The sequence below is a fragment of the Salinibacterium sp. VpJ6 genome (assembly GCF_059767345.1).
Map to the genome: position 1 here is coordinate 166,004 of NZ_JBSOQL010000004.1, position 16,587 is coordinate 182,590.

Annotated in this window: 20 protein-coding genes; 6 read left to right on the forward strand and 14 right to left on the reverse strand. The window is 62.7% G+C overall.

Annotated features, from left to right (window positions below; translation table 11 throughout):
- Window positions 1-4 precede the first annotated feature (4 nt).
- From ACWTV1_RS12780 to ACWTV1_RS12790, 3 genes are read right to left on the reverse strand one after another with little or no spacing between them, the layout of a single operon-like run.
- Complete coding sequence (locus tag ACWTV1_RS12780; RefSeq protein WP_498505619.1) at window positions 5-829, reverse strand: polyphosphate kinase 2 family protein; 825 nt, start codon at window positions 827-829, stop codon at window positions 5-7.
- A 45-nt stretch (window positions 830-874) separates the two neighbouring features.
- A complete protein-coding gene (gene menD, locus ACWTV1_RS12785) occupies window positions 875-2,593 on the reverse strand; it encodes a 2-succinyl-5-enolpyruvyl-6-hydroxy-3-cyclohexene-1-carboxylic-acid synthase (RefSeq protein WP_498505620.1) in 1,719 nt (572 codons plus the stop codon).
- Window positions 2,574-2,906 (reverse strand): PLD nuclease N-terminal domain-containing protein, encoded by a 333-nt coding sequence (locus ACWTV1_RS12790; RefSeq protein WP_498505621.1) that lies wholly within the window; start codon window positions 2,904-2,906, stop codon window positions 2,574-2,576. Before ACWTV1_RS12790 ends, menD begins: the two co-directional genes overlap by 20 nt.
- Window positions 2,907-2,960: 54 nt before the next feature.
- Between ACWTV1_RS12790 and ACWTV1_RS12795 the strand changes: the two genes are divergently transcribed.
- Window positions 2,961-3,317, forward strand: a complete 357-nt coding sequence (locus ACWTV1_RS12795) for a DUF4229 domain-containing protein (RefSeq protein WP_100389392.1) — start codon at window positions 2,961-2,963, stop codon at window positions 3,315-3,317.
- Here the strand turns inward: ACWTV1_RS12795 and ACWTV1_RS12800 are convergent.
- The 4 genes from ACWTV1_RS12800 to ACWTV1_RS12815 all read right to left on the reverse strand — a co-directional run bounded on the left by ACWTV1_RS12800 (window position 3,252) and on the right by ACWTV1_RS12815 (window position 6,962).
- Entirely contained in the window at window positions 3,252-4,304 is a 1,053-nt protein-coding gene (locus ACWTV1_RS12800; protein WP_498505622.1) for a 1,4-dihydroxy-2-naphthoate polyprenyltransferase, read from the reverse strand. The two genes, ACWTV1_RS12795 and ACWTV1_RS12800, sit on opposite strands and share 66 nt — an antisense overlap.
- Window positions 4,305-4,313: 9 nt before the next feature.
- Window positions 4,314-5,444, reverse strand: coding sequence for an AMP-binding protein (locus ACWTV1_RS12805; RefSeq protein ID WP_498505623.1), 1,131 nt, complete (start codon window positions 5,442-5,444; stop codon window positions 4,314-4,316).
- 33 nt (window positions 5,445-5,477) lie between these two features.
- Window positions 5,478-6,455, reverse strand: a complete 978-nt coding sequence (locus tag ACWTV1_RS12810) for a 1,4-dihydroxy-2-naphthoyl-CoA synthase (RefSeq protein ID WP_498505624.1) — start codon at window positions 6,453-6,455, stop codon at window positions 5,478-5,480.
- Window positions 6,456-6,536: 81 nt separating this feature from the next.
- Window positions 6,537-6,962, reverse strand: coding sequence for a 1,4-dihydroxy-6-naphthoate synthase (locus ACWTV1_RS12815; protein WP_498505625.1), 426 nt, complete (start codon window positions 6,960-6,962; stop codon window positions 6,537-6,539).
- 42 nt (window positions 6,963-7,004) lie between these two features.
- Between ACWTV1_RS12815 and ACWTV1_RS12820 the strand changes: the two genes are divergently transcribed.
- Together ACWTV1_RS12820 and ACWTV1_RS12825 are read left to right on the forward strand one after the other, a co-directional pair.
- Window positions 7,005-7,997: an o-succinylbenzoate synthase gene (locus tag ACWTV1_RS12820; protein WP_498505626.1), complete on the forward strand. Its 993-nt coding sequence runs from the start codon at window positions 7,005-7,007 to the stop codon at window positions 7,995-7,997.
- Window positions 7,998-8,063: 66 nt separating this feature from the next.
- Entirely contained in the window at window positions 8,064-8,678 is a 615-nt protein-coding gene (locus tag ACWTV1_RS12825; RefSeq protein ID WP_498505627.1) for a hypothetical protein, read from the forward strand.
- A gap of 165 nt (window positions 8,679-8,843) precedes the next feature.
- Here ACWTV1_RS12825 and ccsB read toward each other — a convergent pair whose 3' ends face one another.
- The 5 genes from ccsB to ACWTV1_RS12850 are packed head-to-tail and all read right to left on the reverse strand — an operon-like array spanning window position 8,844 to window position 13,453.
- On the reverse strand, window positions 8,844-9,845 hold the full coding sequence (gene ccsB / locus ACWTV1_RS12830; RefSeq protein ID WP_498505628.1) for a c-type cytochrome biogenesis protein CcsB: 1,002 nt from the start codon (window positions 9,843-9,845) through the stop codon (window positions 8,844-8,846).
- Window positions 9,842-11,452, reverse strand: coding sequence for a cytochrome c biogenesis protein ResB (resB, locus tag ACWTV1_RS12835; protein ID WP_498505629.1), 1,611 nt, complete (start codon window positions 11,450-11,452; stop codon window positions 9,842-9,844). Before resB ends, ccsB begins: the two co-directional genes overlap by 4 nt.
- A 34-nt stretch (window positions 11,453-11,486) precedes the next feature.
- A complete protein-coding gene (locus ACWTV1_RS12840) occupies window positions 11,487-12,230 on the reverse strand; it encodes a cytochrome c biogenesis CcdA family protein (protein WP_100389385.1) in 744 nt (247 codons plus the stop codon).
- Complete coding sequence (locus tag ACWTV1_RS12845; RefSeq protein WP_498505630.1) at window positions 12,231-12,821, reverse strand: TlpA family protein disulfide reductase; 591 nt, start codon at window positions 12,819-12,821, stop codon at window positions 12,231-12,233. It abuts the gene before it with no gap.
- Complete coding sequence (locus tag ACWTV1_RS12850) at window positions 12,818-13,453, reverse strand: histidine phosphatase family protein (RefSeq protein ID WP_498505631.1); 636 nt, start codon at window positions 13,451-13,453, stop codon at window positions 12,818-12,820. The genes ACWTV1_RS12845 and ACWTV1_RS12850 overlap by 4 nt, the downstream gene beginning before the upstream one ends.
- A gap of 67 nt (window positions 13,454-13,520) precedes the next feature.
- Here ACWTV1_RS12850 and aspS point away from each other — a divergent pair, with 67 nt between their 5' ends.
- Both aspS and ACWTV1_RS12860 read left to right on the forward strand, forming a co-directional pair.
- Complete coding sequence (aspS, locus tag ACWTV1_RS12855; protein WP_100389382.1) at window positions 13,521-14,849, forward strand: aspartate--tRNA(Asn) ligase; 1,329 nt, start codon at window positions 13,521-13,523, stop codon at window positions 14,847-14,849.
- 85 nt (window positions 14,850-14,934) lie between these two features.
- A complete protein-coding gene (locus tag ACWTV1_RS12860; RefSeq protein ID WP_100389381.1) occupies window positions 14,935-15,225 on the forward strand; it encodes a hypothetical protein in 291 nt (96 codons plus the stop codon).
- Between the two features lie 3 nt (window positions 15,226-15,228).
- Here ACWTV1_RS12860 and ACWTV1_RS12865 read toward each other — a convergent pair whose 3' ends face one another.
- Complete coding sequence (locus ACWTV1_RS12865) at window positions 15,229-15,528, reverse strand: Dabb family protein (protein ID WP_498505632.1); 300 nt, start codon at window positions 15,526-15,528, stop codon at window positions 15,229-15,231.
- The gene (locus ACWTV1_RS12870) at window positions 15,525-15,788 is read right to left on the reverse strand and encodes a glutaredoxin family protein (RefSeq protein ID WP_498505633.1); all 264 of its coding nucleotides are present in this window, start codon (window positions 15,786-15,788) and stop codon (window positions 15,525-15,527) included. The genes ACWTV1_RS12865 and ACWTV1_RS12870 overlap by 4 nt, the downstream gene beginning before the upstream one ends.
- 18 nt (window positions 15,789-15,806) lie before the next feature.
- Here ACWTV1_RS12870 and ACWTV1_RS12875 point away from each other — a divergent pair, with 18 nt between their 5' ends.
- Window positions 15,807-16,571, forward strand: a complete 765-nt coding sequence (locus ACWTV1_RS12875) for an HAD family hydrolase (RefSeq protein ID WP_100389377.1) — start codon at window positions 15,807-15,809, stop codon at window positions 16,569-16,571.
- Window positions 16,572-16,587 lie beyond the last annotated feature (16 nt).

Here is a 16,587-nt window from a genome sequence, read left to right on the forward strand (position 1 = left end):
ACTGTTAGCTGTCGGCGAGACGCACTTTCTCGGCCTCAACGTCATAGTCGGCACTCGGCCACTGCGGGTCGATGCCCTCGAGAGCATCGAGGAGAAGCTGCTGAACCGCCCAGCGGGCGTACCACTTGTGGTTGGCCGGAATCACGTACCAGGGCGCGCTTTCGGTTGTCGTGCGGCGCAGGGCGATCTCGTACGCCTCTTGGTACTCCTCCCAGAGCAGGCGCTCATCCACGTCACCCGGGTTGTACTTCCAGTGCTTCTCGGGGCGATCGAGTCGCTCTTGGAGCCGCTCTTTCTGCTCGTCGGCACTGATGTGCAGCATCACCTTGATGATGACCGTTCCGTTGGCCACAAGCTCTTCTTCGAACTTCTGAATGATGCCGTAGCGCTCTTCGACGGTCTCGGGCGTGGAGAAGCCCCGCACTCGATGAATCAGAACATCTTCGTAGTGCGAACGGTCGAAGACACCGATAAACCCTGCCTCGGGCAGTTCCTTGCGAATGCGCCAGAGGAAGTCGTGCGACTTCTCTTCGTCCGTGGGTGCCTTGAACGCGTGAATCTGCACGCCCTGCGGGTCGACCCCGCCGATCACGTGACGCAGGATGCCGCCCTTGCCCGCGGTATCCATGGCTTGCAGTACGAGCAGAACCCGGCGTTCGCCTCCGAACTTGCTCTCAGCGAAGAGTCGCTCCTGAAGGGCGGCGAGTTTCTCGCCATTCTTGGCTAAAGCCTTTTCGGCATCTTTCTTGTCGCCATCGAACTCGGGCGTTGATGACGGATCGATGCGTGCAAGCTCGAAGTCGGCGGTGACTGGCGTGAGTGTGCTCATAGCTCAAGGCTACTCGCAGGCTCTCTGCGCCACCCGTTGCCGGGGCTACTCCCGCGTGAGCGGAACCTCAATGATCGTCGGCTCGGGGTGAGCCGACAGCGCCTGATCGAGTTCGCCGCGGGTCGCCGCGAAAACGTAGCGCCAGCCATAGGCCGCCGCGAGGGCTTCGATTGACGCATTCTGCTGAGTGAGCAGTACGCGGTCAAAGCTCTCGCCTGCCTGGCTCGCGACCTCGAGAACGTCGAAGATGGTGCCGCCACCGTCGTTGCCGACGATGACTTGGATGCGCGGGCGCGGTTCTCCCGCGCCGAACATGAGAGCGCCCACATCGTGGAAGATGGCGAGGTCGCCGAGGAGCACGCGAGTGACTCCCTCGTTTCCCTTTTCGGCCTGACTTGCGAGCGCAATACCGAGGCCCGTCGAAATTGTGCCGTCGATGCCGGCGAGCCCGCGGTTAGCGTGCACGGAAATCTTCTTGCCGGGAACAACGCGGTCCACTTCACGAATCAACCGTGAGGCACCGAGAACGAGGCGGTCGTGCGGCCACGTTGCCCGCCACACGGCTTCTGCGAGCATTCGGCGGTCGACGGGAGTGCGCACAATCGCGAGTTCAGACTTGGCGTGGGTTCCAGCATCCGCATCAATATCGGGCGCGATGCTCTCGGTTTCGAGCAACTGGCGGCTCGTTGTAACCCAGCGGCCCAACCATGCACGATCAGTGGCTTCGCCCGAGACGGAAACCTCATCGACGAAGAGTCGCACGCAGCGGCCGGGGTTGTAGTCGTCTGCCGAGGGATGCCGCACCACGACGGTTTCGACGCCGCGACGCTGAATGAGCGCCGGAATTTCGCGGCTCAGAGTCGGATGCCCGAACACGATTACGCGAGCGACGCGGTCGCCGAAGTTGGCCGTGTTCAGCAGCTCGCGATAGGCAACGACGAGGTTCGGGCCAAAGTGGGCGCCGCTCGAAACCTCGGCGATGAGCGGTGCACCCAGCTCGCGAGCAACTTGCTCAGCCCGCGGGCCAGCGCCGGTTCCGGCCACCACCACAGTTGCGGGAGACGGGCTCAGCGCGAGCGTTGTGGGAGCGCCAGGCGACTGGTGCGTGGTGTTTTCCACGACGGGGTCGAGGTCACTAAAAAGATCGGGGAACACGGGCTCGCGGTGAGCTGCCGGTTCGGGGGCCACCTCGTTCTCGGTGGGATGCCACACGAACGGCGCAGACAGCGGCTCGTCGAAAGACAGGTTGAGATGAACGGGGCCGTTGACCGCGGCGACAGCGTCGCGCGCGAGTTGGGCCGCGGCATCCATCTCGCCGGCAGCACCGGTCGGCGCCTCGACATCCCACGTCTGGTGAACAGCGGTGCCGAAAATTCCCGGCTGCTGAGTGGTCTGGTTCGAGCCAATGCCGCGCAGGGAATCCGGTCGGTCGGCGCTAATGATGATGAGTGGAACAGCAGAGTGATGCGCTTCGAGCACCGCCGGATGCAGGTTGGCTACCGCGGTGCCGGAGGTCGTGACGACCAAGACCGGCGATTGCGTTTCGACCGCGAGACCGAGAGCAAGGAAGGCACCCACACGCTCGTCGATGCGCACGCGCAGTCGCAACAAGCCGTGCTTTTCGAACTCGGCAGCGGCAAGCGCAATAGCCTGCGAGCGCGAGCCGGGGCTCAGCACAATGTCTCGAACGCCGAGACGAACGAACTCTTCGAGAAGGGCTACCGAGAAATTGGTCGCCGGAGAGTTAGTTGGTCTTATCGTCATCGTCGAGATCTGCTAGTTCCTGTTCGAGGCGGCGAATGCGCTCATCTTGTTCTTCTTTGGCGCGCATGTTGCGCAAGAAATCGGGGTCATCGTCAGGCGCAACGGTGCGCGGACGACCAGAGCGAGAACTACGTGCCTTTCCGAGCATGAACCAGAGCACTACGCCAATGACGGGCAAGAGCAGGATCACGATAATCCAGAGCGCCTTAGGCAGTGCGCGCACGCGGCTGCGATCAGTCAGAGCCACATCCACGATGGAGAACACGTCGACCGCAACGAGTGCGAAGGCGAGAACGACCAATAGACGAGTCATGCCACCATTCTACGCTCGCAGGCTGCGCGCGGGATGCGAGCCTAGACTGATGCCGTGAAACCTTGGATTGCCTACACGCTGCTCCGCCTCGGAGTGTTCGCTGCTGCGTTCACTCTTCTCATGATTGCGGACACTGAGCCGTGGCTCGCCGCCGTCATTGCGACAGTGCTCGGGTTCGCCGTTTCCTATGTCTTTTTTGGCAAGCTTCGGGATGCTGTTGCTCTCGACTTTGCCGCTCGTCGCGAAGGCCCGAGCCACGATCCCGATCGCGATGCCGAAGATGCCGAGGCCGACTTCGACTCTGCCGCCGAGCCTGTTGCTGACGACAACGCTCGCGAGTCTTCGCTAGAAGGCGATAGCCAGAGCGAGACCGATGCCGAACAGCAGAGCAGTGAGCCCCGTCAGCTTTAGCGCCAAGATCAGTTCGGCCGGTGTCTTGCCGGTAAGCACGATCACGCAGGCCGGGAGTGCTGCCAGCAGCACGAAGTACACGAGGTAGGCGTTGAAGTAGAGCAGCGTGTAGACGCCCAGAATGCCGAACGGTACGAGCATCGCGACGACGTAGAAGATTCGCGACGGCAGATTGCCCATTCGAACAGCCAGCGTGCGCTTGCCCGCGATCTTGTCTTGAGCGATATCCCGGATGTTGTTGACCATGAGCGTCGCGACCGCGAACAGCCCCACGGTGACGGCGGCCAGCCACGACTCTAGGTTCACGGTATCCGCGAGCACGTAGGTGGTTCCCGCCGTGGCGACGAGGCCGAAGAAGATGAAGACAAAGATCTCGCCGAGACCCAAGTAGCCGTACGGACGTTTGCCGCCGGTGTAGAAGTAGGCGGCGACGATCGCGGCCGCTCCCACCGCGAGTAGCCACCAGTGCTCGCTGCGCACGACAATGATGAGCCCTGCAACAGCGGCAATGCCGAACCAGACGAACGCGACCGTGATGACGGTGCGCGGGCGAGCGGCACCCGAGGCGGTGAGCCGACGAGGACCAACGCGGTGATCATCCGTTCCCCGCACTCCGTCGGAGTAGTCGTTGGCGAAGTTCACACCGATCTGCAGCGAGACCGCGACCACGAGGCAGAGCAGGGCGCGCAGCCAGTGCCAACCAGCACCGTCTTCTTCATGCGGCAGCACATAGGCGGCAGCGGTGCCGAGCGCCACGGGAGCAAAAGCGAGGGGAAGCGTCTGGATGCGAGCGCCGCTGATCCAGTCGCGCGCCGTTGCCTTGGCAATCTTGGGCGCTTTCGGCGGGCGCCCACCGGGGCGGCCACTCTTGTTCTTTCCGGTGCCGGCGTTCTTGTTGGCGTTCTTGCCCGCACCCGAACTCGACTTCGAGCCCGCCTTCGGCGAGACGGTCTTCGGATCGATGCGTTGCTGTTTGGGAGAGGCCACGGAGGGATTCTACTTAAGCACGACTGACGCTAAGGCGAGTTTGTCGGGTTTTCCCGTCGAAAGCATAGGAATCTCATCGATCAGGATGACGCGAGCGGGAGCCGCTGCCGTCGAAGACAGCTGGGCAGCGACCGACTGGCGCAGCACATCTAGCTCGATGGCCGTCGTCGTGATGACGACGGGAGCTTCGCCCCACTCCGGATGCGGAGCCGCCACCACCACCGCGGCACTCTGCCCGGGAAGCGCCCGAACAGCGGTCTCCACCTCGGCGAGAGAAACCTTCACCCCGCCCGAAATGATCATGTCGTCGGCGCGGCCGCGAACCCTCAGTACGCCGTCCACGATCTCCCCGACATCGTCGGTGCGGTACCAGCGCACGCCCTCGTGCAGACGGAATGAGAAGGCGCTGCGGCGCGGATCGTCGAGGTAGCCCTCAGCGAGCATCGGCCCCGAGAGTTCGATGCGGTCATCCACGAGTCGTAGGCCCACACCGGGCAGCGGTTTACCGTCCCAGACGGCTCCGCCGCTGGTCTCGCTTGACCCATACGTCGTCGAGACGGCGAGGCCGCGAGCGCGAGCCGCAGCGAGCAGAGCGATCGGTGTCGACTGGCCGCCGACCAAAATCCGGGTGAAACGAGAGAGGGCCGCGACAGCTTCATCCGACTCGAGCAGTCGCGAGAGTTGCACGGGTACAAGGGAGACAAAGCGACGCTCGGCAGTGAGTTCGGCCGCAGCAGCCACGAAGGTCTCCGCCGTGAACCCCTTCGGAGGCATGAGTACGGGTTCGGTGCCGGCAAAGTACGAGCGCGCCAGCACGTTGATGCCCGCGATGTAGTGCGCCGGAACGGCCAGCAGCCACTGGCCAGGTCCGCCCAGAAGTTCGTCGGATGCCGCAGCACTCGCCTTCAACGCCGCAGCACTGAGCATTACGCGCTTGGGGCGGCCGGTCGATCCGCTCGTTTCCACAATGACCGCAACGTTCGCGGGCACGGTCTCGGGCAGGCCAGAGGGGGAGGTCGGGTGCGGCAGAATCGCGGCTCCCGATCCATCGAGTGCTGGCTTCAGCGCCGCCCACACTTTGCGGGGATCGCGGGCGTCAACAGACCAGAGTTCTCGGGTCGGAGTGTTTTCAGCGGTCACGGGTAAACCTCTCTGCGGTGAGCTGTCGGAGCGTTAGTACTGCCAGGGAAACGGCGACCAGTCGGGTTCGCGCTTCTGCAGGAACGAGTCGCGGCCTTCCACGGCTTCATCGGTGCCATACGCCAGGCGGGTGGCTTCGCCCGCGAAGACCTGCTGGCCCACAAGACCGTCATCAACAGCGTTGAGGGCAAATTTGACCATGCGGATGGCGGTCGGCGACTTGGTCATGATCGTGGTCGCCCAGTCGTAGGCCGTGGCTTCGAGCTCGGCGTGGGGCACGGAGGCGTTGATCGCTCCCGCGTCGAGGGCGCGCTGCGCGTCGTACTCGCGGGCAAGGAAGAACACTTCGCGGGCAAACTTTTGGCCGACCTGGCGGGCGAAGTAGGCGCTGCCGTAGCCGGCGTCGAACGACCCGACGTCGACATCCGTCTGCTTGAAGCGGGCGTGCTCGGCGCTGGCAATCGTCAGATCGCAGACCACATGAAGCGAATGCCCTCCCCCGGCAGCCCAGCCGGGAACGACGGCGATAACGACCTTGGGCATGAAGCGGATGAGGCGCTGCACTTCAAGAATGTGCAGGCGGCCGGCTGCGGCGCGGCGCTTGCCCGCGGCGGCAGCAGCTTCGGCCTCGGCTTCGGCTACGGCTTCGGAGAGCCCTGCAGCGGCGGTGGGGTTTGTGGCGCCCTCTTGGCCTTCGTACTCATAGCCAGCCCGGCCGCGGATGCGCTGGTCGCCGCCGGAGCAGAAGGCCCAGCCGCCATCCTTCTCGCTCGGACCGTTGCCGGTGAGGAGAACGACACCGATGCGCGGGTTCTGGCGCACGTCATCCAGAGTTTGGTAGAGCTCGTCGACGGTGTGCGGCCGGAAGGCGTTGCGCACTTCAGGGCGGTCGAACGCGATGCGGGCAATCGTGCCCGTTACATCGTGGTGATAGGTGATGTCGGTGAGGTCATCAAACCCGGCGACTGATCGCCACAACTTCTCGTCAAAGATTTCGGAAACAGGCGCCATGGCTCCACCATAACCATCGCGGCGCCGAGCGGGCTGATGCCGAACCGTTGGGGCCGAGCTTCTCTTCTCCGTCGAGGGCCGTTAGCGGTCGAAGAAACGAAAGACGGTAAGCACGATGAGTGGATTGGCCAGCACTGCGAGCGCAAGACCGAAGGCCGCCCAGCGCCGCTGCAGACCAAGAATGAGCGAGATCACAGCGGTAATCGCCGCCGAAATCGAGGTGATGATCGTGGCGTAAGCGAGCGCCGTGCCGGTGGGGTAATCGCCTCCTGCCGAGACGATCATGGCGCCGATGAAGAGCACGAGTGTTGCAAAGCCCAGCGCCGCGGCGATGAATCCAACCCAGCGTGGTCGCGGGCGACGCGCTACCGGAGTCTCTTCGGGTTCGACGGTCTCTTCTGAATCGCCATCAACGGGCACATCAGTTTCTTCGTCATCGACAACGCCGACGACGTAATACGGCACGACTTTGGTCGCAACGCGCTCGATATCACCCGGATTAGTCACGCAATTACCCTAACTGACAGTGGAACTTGTCAGACTGGGAACATGTTCCCTTCAGTGAACGAAATTCTTGACACCGCCCATGTCGTGTCGTTGCCCATGACGTCGCGCTTTCGCGGCATCGATCAGCGCGAAGCTCTTCTCTTTCGCGGCCCGCAGGGGTGGAGCGAGTTCTCCCCCTTCGTCGAGTACGACGACGCCGAAGCGACGCCGTGGCTCGTGGCCGCGATCGACTACGCCTTTAACGAACAGCCGCCGCTCGTACGGGATCACGTCTGGGTCAATGCCACCGTGCCCGCCGTACCCGCCGACCTCGTCGAGGCGGTGCTCGAGCGCTTCCACGGTTGCCGCACCGCGAAAGTGAAAGTCGCCGAGCCTGGCCAGACCTTGGCGGATGACATTGCTCGCGTCGCCGAAGTGCGTCGCGTGATGGGCCCGGCAGGTCGCATCCGCGTCGATGCCAACGGTGCGTGGACGGTCGATGAGGCCGAGCGCGCCGTGCACGCCTTCGCCGAGTACGACCTCGAGTACGTCGAACAGCCCTGTGCCACCGTGGAAGAGCTGGGCGAGCTGCGCACCCGCATCAAGTACATGGGGATCCCGGTCGCTGCAGACGAAAGCGTGCGCAAAGCCGCCGACCCACTCGCGGTGGCGAGAGCGGGCGCCGCCGACCTGCTGGTGATCAAGGCGCAGCCGCTGGGCGGCATTTCTCGCGCACTGGCGATCGTCAATGATGCCGGGCTGCCCGTCGTGGTTTCCAGCGCCTTAGAGACTTCGGTGGGCCTCGCCATGGGCGCGCACCTCGCCGCCGCCATCGAGCCCCTCGACTATGACTGCGGGCTTGCCACGGCATCCCTACTCGCCGCTGACGTGACGGCCTCTCCCCTGCGGGCCCGCGATGGCCAGCTCGAAGTGCGCCGCGTTGATGCCGACGAAGCGCTGCTCGTTCGGTGGGCCGCCAATCCTGAACGAACGGAGTGGTGGCTCGACCGACTGACTCGCTGTCACGAACTAGGTAAAAACTACTCACAGCAGTAGCGAGGCCGCTCAGTAGGCTGGCTCCGTTGGTCGCCACCGAGGGCGGTCCGGTTTCGAGGAGTACAAATGTCTACTGAGTTGCGCCGCCTGCGTGCACTAGCCGCCGTCAGCGTTCTCAGCTTGGGCGCGTTGACCGCGTGCAGTGCGCCCGCGGATTCTGAGGAGCCCGAGAGTTCGGAGACGGATGCCTCGGCTCCCGCTGAGCCCGAAGAAGAGATGGTGAGTGGCCCCGAGTGCCTTCTCGGAGATTGGTACATCGCTGAAGACCAGATGCAGGGCTTCTACAGCGCCGTCAGCGGCACCACCGAGGGACTCGACATCAGCGTGGAGGGCGGAACGGGGCTCTCGTTTACCGACACGACGTACACCTACACGCCCGACTTCACGATCCTTCTTGAGGTGGCTGGCAGCGAAGGCGTTGGCTCGATCACGGGCGCTATCGACGGCGATTACGAAGCAAGCGACACCGTCATCACTACTTCGCACGACGAGAGCGATATTGCAATGACGGTAACTGTTGGCGGGGTCAGCGTTGACGGCACCGACCTCACCGAGGGATTCCTCAATAGCGCCCCGATCAACTCAGCGCCCTACGAGTGCGGCGCCGATGGCCCGATCATCCAATTCTCGACGGGCGACGACAGCCCGACCGTGGCCATGCAGCTGACTCCCGCCAGCTAAGCTCGACAACCCTGAGCCGCTTGCGGCTCTCCCAAGCAAACGCTGGGGTGCTGCTCGGTGCGGCCCCAGCGTTTTTCTTTGCCTCGGCGATGTGGGTAGCGGCTGCGGCTACCGTTGCGGCGCCGCAGCTCTAGCCGAAGCCGTAGCCGAAGTTGCAAATACTGCTTACAGGCCTGAGTAGGCGTGAAGTCCCTTGAAGAAGAGGTTCACGACCGTGAAGTTGAAGACGATCGCGAGGAAGCCGACGATCGCAAGCCACGCTGAACGCGAGCCGCGCCAGCCGCGAGTTGCCCGGGCGTGGATGTAACCGGCGTAGAGGGTCCAGATGATGAAGGTCCAGACCTCCTTGGTGTCCCAGCCCCAGTAGCGACCCCACGCACGCTCAGCCCAGACAGCGCCGGCGACAAGCGTGAAGGTCCACATGACAAAGCCGACAACCGTAAGGCGGTACGCCAAGGTTTCGAGGCGGTCAGCAGCGGGCAAGGTGTCGAGGAAGCGCAGCTTGAGCGCCTTGCCGGCTTCGCGGCGTGCTTGCAGAAGCTGCACGATCGAGAGGCTGGCGGCGAGCGCAAAGAACCCCGTGCTGAGACTGGCGACGAACACGTGGATGACCAGCCAGGTCGACTGCAGCGCAGGCGGCAGGGGTACGACGTCCACGTAGAAGCTAGAGGTGCCAACGCCCAAGGCGATCAGCACGAAGCCCGTGATGAATGAACCGAGGAAGCGCAGGTCTTGCCAGAACTGAACGATGAGAAAGACACCGACGATGAGCGCGGTCGCGGTGAGCGTGAACTCGAACATGTTGGCCCACGGCACGCGGTTTGCAGCAACGCCGCGGAAGATGACCGCACCGACGTGCAGCACCCAGGCGAGCACCGTCATCGCCATGGCCAGCTTGAGTGACTTGGGCGAGTGCGCGACGATCTTCGACTCGGATGCCCCTGCCGTCGTCAGGGTGTCGGTGCCTCCCACACTGGAGCCGTTCACCATCACGCTGGCCTGCTGGGCGGATGCCGAAGCAAGACCGGTCGCACGCGCTGCGGAAGCGTCGCTCGACTCTGCTGAACGGCGCGCCAAGTCGACAGCAAACAACACGAACGCAAGGGTGTAGATCGCCATCGCTGAATAGACCGCAATCAGCGAATACGACACGAAGGTCTCAGTCACGAATCCACCCTAACCCCGAGTTGCTGGGAATGTTTCTCGGCAAAGTCTGTGACCGCAGCTTCGAGGTTGGGGTCATCGCCGCGAGCCAGTGCGGCGTACTCGATTGTTGTGGTTCCCGAAGCGTCGGTGCGGGCTGAAACCCACATGCGGCGACGCGGTACAAAGAGGCTGGTGATGAGACCCGCGAATAGCAAGACGGAGAACAAGAGCACGGGCAGTTGCGAGGGGTCGTGGTGAACATCGAGCGACACGAAGCGCGGGATGCTCGTCAACTCGACACTGCCGAGGTCGTTGGGCAGTTCGAGCCGATCGCCGGGAGTCAAGCGCAGTGTTTCTGCCTCGGAGGTACGCCCCGCTACCTGCTCGAGGGAGTCGGTGTTGAGCGCATAGGCGTTGGAGCCTTGGCCGTTGTCGAGGCCGAGATCGCCTTCGTACACCTCCAACGTGAGCACGGGTGAGATGAGGTCGGGATAGACAGACGCGAGCGCTCCCGAGCTGAGAGTGCCGGTGGTCGGATAGAGAAAACCGAGCATTCCGATTTGCTGGTCGAGACCATCCGGAATTTTGATGACGCAGGTGCTGCCGAGGTTGGCATCGAACGGAAGGCACGGCGTTGGCTGCGACCAGATGACCTTCTCATCGGCGTCGCGCACGGTGAGCACGGGCGCATAGCCGTTACCGAGGAGGTACAGGTTTGTTCCGCTGAGGCTGAGCGGCTCGTTGACCTTGATTTGCGACTGCTGCGGTTCTTCGCCACGCACGGTGGTCGTGACGTTGGCCGTGAAGTCGATCGCTTGACCGATCGCCTGACGGTTGTTCTGCTCGTACACGGGTTCGAACGAGTCCAGCGCGACGGTGTACGGATCGAGCGCATCGTCCGTGAAGAAGCGCCCCGGGTTGAACGAGTCGTAGCTGGCGAGCGAATTGCTAAAGGCGTAGCCCTCGACAACAACGCGCTGGCCGGTGTAGCCGAAGCCACCACCGATTCCAACCGTGACCAGAACGCCCACGAGCGCGGCGTGGAACACGAGGTTTCCGGTTTCGCGCAGGTAGCCGCGTTCGGCGCTGACCGAGTCACCGTAGAGCTCGGTGCGATAGCGCTGCGAGCGCAGCAGTCGGCGGGCGGAGGCGATGGTCGTATCGACATCCGCTTCGGTCGTGCGCGTCGTAAAGCCCTGCAGGCGCGAGAGTCGAGCGGGGGTCTTGGGCGGGCTGGCACGCAGAGCATCGAAGTGGTGCTTGGTGCGCGGCAGCACACAGCCGATCAACGAGATGAAGAGCAACAGATAGATCGACGAGAACCACACCGAGGTATAGGTGTTGAAGACTTGGAAGAAATCGAGCACCGCAGCGGTATCGGGGTAGTTGGTGCGGTACGCGATAACACCGTTGGGGTCCGAGGTGATCTGCGGAACAAGCGAGCCCGGGATCGCCGCGACAGCCAGCAGCAACAGCAGGAACAGCGCGGTGCGCATGCTCGTGAGCTGACGCCAGAAGAACCGCGCGTAGCCCGCGAGAGTCAGTCGCGGTTGCTCAACTTTGCTCTGCGGCGCGGGTGCCGGAGCATCCATGTGGTCGCTCGGACGCGTTGCATCGCCCTCAGTCATCGAGTTATCCGCGGCCGAGTCGCCGTTCGTTGGATCAGAGGAGTGTGTCGAAGCCACCGATTACCGCTCCCAAACTTGTCACGATTGCACGCCACACGCCGGTGACCATGAGGAGACCGATCAGTACGAGCAGTGCTCCACCAATCAGGTTAATAAGACGAATGTGGCGGCGCATCCACGCCACCGATCCGGTCGCCCAGTTGAGGCCGAGGGCCACCAAGAGGAACGGGATGCCGAGACCGAGACTGTAAGCAACACCGACGATAGCGGCCCGGCCAGGGTCGCCGCCATCCAAAACCATGCTGCCGACAGCGATGAGAGTGGGGCCAACGCACGGAGTCCAGCCGAGGGCGAAGACGACGCCAAGCAGCGGTGCACCAGCGAGGCCGGTTGCGACCTTGAACTTCGGCTTGATCGTGCGCTGCGCGAAAGTGACTTGCCCGATGAACACGACACCCATCACGATCACGAGAGCACCGGCGATGCGGGTGATCAGGTCGAGCCAGGGCCGCAGCAGAAGACCAGCCGTGCCGAACAGCACGGTGAACGCCACGAACACCACGGTGAAGCCCAGAATGAACAGTCCAACGCCAAGGACAAGGCGCTTCGTGCTGCCTTTTTCCTCGTTGCTAGTGAAGCCGCCGATGTAGCCGAGGTAACCCGGAACGAGGGGAAGAACGCAGGGCGACGCAAACGAGACGAGGCCCGCGAGCAAAGCGATCGGAATCGCGATAAGAAGGTTGCCGCCGAGGATGAGCTCGCCGACGGGATTAGACACTTACTGTTCCTCGGCGACGACAGAGTCGATCATCGCTGCGAGGATGCTCGGGTCACGCACAAGGCCGCTGATGCGGGCGGCGACGCGGCCCTCGCGGTCCACCACGAGAGTGGTCGGCACCGCGTTGGGAGGCACGGAGCCGGCAAACGCCAGCTGCACGCCCGCGGTCGTGGCATCCACGACAGAGGGGTACGGGATGCCGAACTCATCAGCAAAAGTAAGAGAGGTCTCTGCGGTATCCGCCACGTTGACGCCAAGGAACGGCACCTCGGTGTACTCCTCACTCAGGTCAGCAAGATCGGGAGCTTCGAGCCGACACGGAGGGCAGCTCGAATACCAGAAGTTGACGACGTAGACCGAGCCAGCGAAGTCGCTGCTGGAGACCGTATCGCCGGTGTCGAGAGTGGCGTCGTACGTGATGGGTTCGTCGCGATTATCGGCGGGGATCTCGACGGTCGAACCGTCGCCCGAAATGTAGCCCTCTTCCGAACCGTTTTGGTACTGCTCGGCAAGGGACTCGTTCGGGCTGGAACACGAGACCGTCGTGAGTGCGGCGAACGCCACAACAACGGCGATGAGACGGCGGTTCACACTGCTCCTAGATCGATGGATGCTACGAGCAATTCTCCCGCAGGTTCCTGATAGTCAACCTCGACGAAATGGTCGCCCTCGCGAGCGAGCGTCGTGATGCTCGACAGCGTGCAGCGACGGTTGCGGGGGTCGTGCGCCAAGCGCATCTTTTTGACGGAACGAGCGACCATCACGATGGGCAACTGGTGACTGACCATGACCACTTCGCCGCCCTCGGCAGCCGACCACGCGTCATCGATAGCGGCGAGCATGCGTGCTTCGATGCTCACGTACGCCTCGCCCCAACTGGGTTTGAGCGGGTTCACGAGGTGCGGCCAGGCCCGCGGCTGCGTGAGAACCTTCGGAAATTGCAGGCGACCGCCCTCGAACCAGTTAGCCGGCTCAATAATGCGTTCTTCGGTCGTGATGGGCAATCCGTAGCGTTCCGACCACGGCTGCGCTGACTCTTGAGCGCGCTGCAGCGGGCTCGCGTAAAGCGCCGTGAGCGGCCGGTCGGCGAAGCTTGCGGCGGCGACATCCGCCATCTGATGACCGAGTTCACTGAGGTGATACCCGGGAAGACGGCCATAGAGAATGCGGTCTGGATTGTGCACTTCACCATGGCGGACGAGATGGATGAGGTCTGCTGGCACGGTATTCAGTCTACGTTGGCAGCCCTGCCGCACTTTCTCTCGCGTTATCCCTTGTAAACTCGGCGCTGTGACTACACGCACCCTTATTAAGAACTTGGCCGCCGCAAGCGATGGAGAGACCTCCGTTTCGGGTTGGGTCGACACTGTTCGAGATCAAAAGAAGGTGCAGTTCGTCGTACTGCGCGATGAGTCGGGTGCGGTGCAGCTTGTTCACCCCCGCTCGTTCAATGAAGACGGCACCCCGGCTGAGGATCCCCTCGCCGAGATCATCTCGGGGCTCGCTCAGGGCACCTTCCTCACCGCGAGCGGTGAGTTGAAGCACGACGAGCGCGTGAAACTCGGCGGCGTTGAGATCAAGCTTGCCGCGATCGAGATCGCCGCTGAGGCCATCCCCGAGACTCCGATTGCGGAAGACACCAGCGTTGACAAGCGCATGGACTGGCGCTTCCTCGACCTTCGTGTACCGCGCAACAACCTGATCTTCCGCATCCAGACCACGCTCGAGCACGCGTGGCGCACCTACTGGGTCGAGAACGACTTCATCGAGGTTCACACCCCCAAGCTCATGGCCAGCGCGAGCGAGTCGAAGGCTGAGCTGTTCGAGGTCGACTACTTCGACACCAAGGCTTACTTGGCGCAGAGCCCCCAGTTCTTCAAGCAGATGGCTCAGTCCGCTGGTTTCGGCAAGATCTTCGAGATCGCCCCGAGCTTCCGTGCCGACCCCAGCTTCACCTCGCGTCACGCCACCGAGTTCACGATGGTTGACAGCGAGATCAGCTGGATCTCGAGCCACGAAGACGTCATGAACTTGCACGAAGAGCTCATGGTTGCCGGCTTCCAGGCTGTTAAAGACAAGCACGGCGACGAGATCGAGAAGCTGTTCGGAATCGAAATGACGGTGCCCACTCGCCCGTTCCCCCGCATCCCGCTGGCTGAGGCCAAGCAGATCGTCAGCGACCGTGGCTACACCGTGCCGCGCGCCGACGCCGACATGGACCCGGAGGGTGAGCGCCAGATCGCCGCCTACGTGAAAGAAACTTTCGATCACGACTTCGTATTCTTGACCGACTACGCCGCCAGCATCCGCCCGTTTTACCACATGCGTCACGCGGATGATGCAGGTCTCACGAACAGCTACGACCTCGTGTTCAACGGCGTCGAGATTTCCACTGGCGCCCAGCGTGAGCACCGCGTTGACGTGTTGGAGGCGCAGATTCGCGACAAGGGAATGGACCCGGAGGAGCTCGACTTCTACCTCGACTTCTTCCGCTACGGCGTACCGCCACACGGTGGATTCGGCATGGGCCTCGGTCGCGTACTGATGCTTCTGCTCGGACTACCGAACCTGCGCGAAGCAACGTACCTGTTCCGCGGACCAACCCGCCTCACTCCGTAGCCGCCCTGTGGGGCTCGCGAGGGCCTCACAGTTCGACACACCGAACCCATAGCCAGCGCATAGCTCACTAAGGCAGGATGACGTCATGTCAAAGAAAATTGATGCTGCACTCAAGGATCTCAAGAAGGCACTCAACAAGCACGCCGAGATAGTGGGCAGTTCTGCTGTTTCGCTCAAGAAGGCGCAGCGAGCAAGTGCGAAAGTGGCTGCGGCCGCAACCGCTTACGCCGAAGTTGTGCACTCCAAGAGCGGCATGGGAAACCCATTCGACGACATGCTCCAGCCGGGTCTCGACAGCGGAACGCTCGCGTCGCTAGCCGCTGAACGGGACTCGATCAAGAATCACATGACCGGCCCGATCAGCGTAAGCAAGTAGCTTCTAGAACTCGAAGTCGACGCAGACGCGGTCGCGAGTGTTCGCCTTAACTACGGCTCCCGCTTCCACGTGTAGCGGGTGGGTGCCGTAGGCAACGAGTGCTTCGGGCGATGTGTGGTCTGAGACGAGGATGACATCCCAGTTCGAGTCCACCGCTGCAATATCCGCGCGCACCGTCAGCGATTCGAGGCCCTCGATCTGGCCAACCAACGGTTCGAGCGCGGCGGCCATGGCATCCACAGCCGCCTTCTGGCCGACGGCATCCTCAGCGTTAAGCTTCCACATAACAACGTGACGGATCATTCGGCTTCCTCCAGTAATGCGGCGCTCAAGCGCTGCGATTCGACACGCCAGATGGTGTGTACGCGGTCGTCGATAAGCACCACAGGAATCTCATCCCAATACTGGGCGTGAAGAGCTTCGTCATCCAGAATCGACTGCTCAACAAGCTCGACCGAGCACTCTGCGGGCAGTTCCGCGATGACAGCATTAATCGTTTCGCGGGCGTCATCGCAGAGATGACAACCCGGTTTTCCAATTAATGTGAGACGTTTCGTGGGCACGGTCTTAGAATAATGCGAATGCACGAGGTAACGGCGCCCCCATCGAGCCATAACGCGGTTGTGGCTTTCTTCGACGTGGACAACACGCTGATGCGCGGCGCGAGTGCTTACTACCTCAGCAAGGAAGCTTGGCGACGAGGAATCGTGGGCTGGCGAGACATTGCGCGCTTCGCCTGGCACCAGTTTCGTTTCGTAGCGGTCGGCGAAAACCACAAACACATGATGAACGCCCGCGAGCGCGCTCTCGAGATTGTGGGCGGCCACTCGATGCAGACGCTCATTGAGCTTGCCGAGACAATCTACGAACGCGACATTCTGCCGAACCTGTGGCCCGAGACCGTCGACCTCGCTAAGGAGCACCTCGCGAAAGGCCACGAAGTGTGGCTCATCACCGCAACGCCTCAGTTTGTGGCGCAAGTAATTGCCGAGCGCCTGGGCCTCACCGGAGCGCTGGGCACGCGCGTGCGCGCCGAAGACGGCCTTCTCACGGGCGAACTCGAGGGCCACGTGCTTCACGGCCCCGAAAAAGCCACTGTTGCCACAGAGCTCGCTGAGCGCGTGGGAGCCGACCTGGCAGAGTGCTGGGCATATTCAGACTCCAGCAACGACATCCCGCTACTGAGCGCCGTCGGCAATCGTGTAGCCGTGAACGCGGATGTCAAGCTCACCCACCATGCACAAACAATGGGGTGGCAAATCATGCCCCTCAACCGTGCCGGCCTCAAAGAGGCGCGCAAACGCGTGAAGCGGCAAGCCAAGAGCGTTCGAAAAAGCTCCCGTTAACCTCAAACACCCGATC

Excerpts from the sequence above, each read along its gene's own strand:
- menD (WP_498505620.1), bottom strand. The coding sequence starts at position 2,593 with ATGACGATAAGACCAACTAACTCTCCGGCGACCAATTTCTCGGTAGCC.
- ACWTV1_RS12865 (WP_498505632.1), bottom strand. The coding sequence starts at position 15,528 with ATGATCCGTCACGTTGTTATGTGGAAGCTTAACGCTGAGGATGCCGTC.
- ACWTV1_RS12820 (WP_498505626.1), top strand. The coding sequence starts at position 7,005 with ATGTTCCCTTCAGTGAACGAAATTCTTGACACCGCCCATGTCGTGTCG.
- ACWTV1_RS12860 (WP_100389381.1), top strand. The coding sequence starts at position 14,935 with ATGTCAAAGAAAATTGATGCTGCACTCAAGGATCTCAAGAAGGCACTC.
- ACWTV1_RS12790 (WP_498505621.1), bottom strand. The coding sequence starts at position 2,906 with ATGACTCGTCTATTGGTCGTTCTCGCCTTCGCACTCGTTGCGGTCGAC.
- ACWTV1_RS12810 (WP_498505624.1), bottom strand. The coding sequence starts at position 6,455 with ATGGCGCCTGTTTCCGAAATCTTTGACGAGAAGTTGTGGCGATCAGTC.
- ACWTV1_RS12780 (WP_498505619.1), bottom strand. The coding sequence starts at position 829 with ATGAGCACACTCACGCCAGTCACCGCCGACTTCGAGCTTGCACGCATC.
- ACWTV1_RS12875 (WP_100389377.1), top strand. The coding sequence starts at position 15,807 with ATGCACGAGGTAACGGCGCCCCCATCGAGCCATAACGCGGTTGTGGCT.
- resB (WP_498505629.1), bottom strand. The coding sequence starts at position 11,452 with ATGACTGAGGGCGATGCAACGCGTCCGAGCGACCACATGGATGCTCCG.
- ACWTV1_RS12825 (WP_498505627.1), top strand. The coding sequence starts at position 8,064 with ATGTCTACTGAGTTGCGCCGCCTGCGTGCACTAGCCGCCGTCAGCGTT.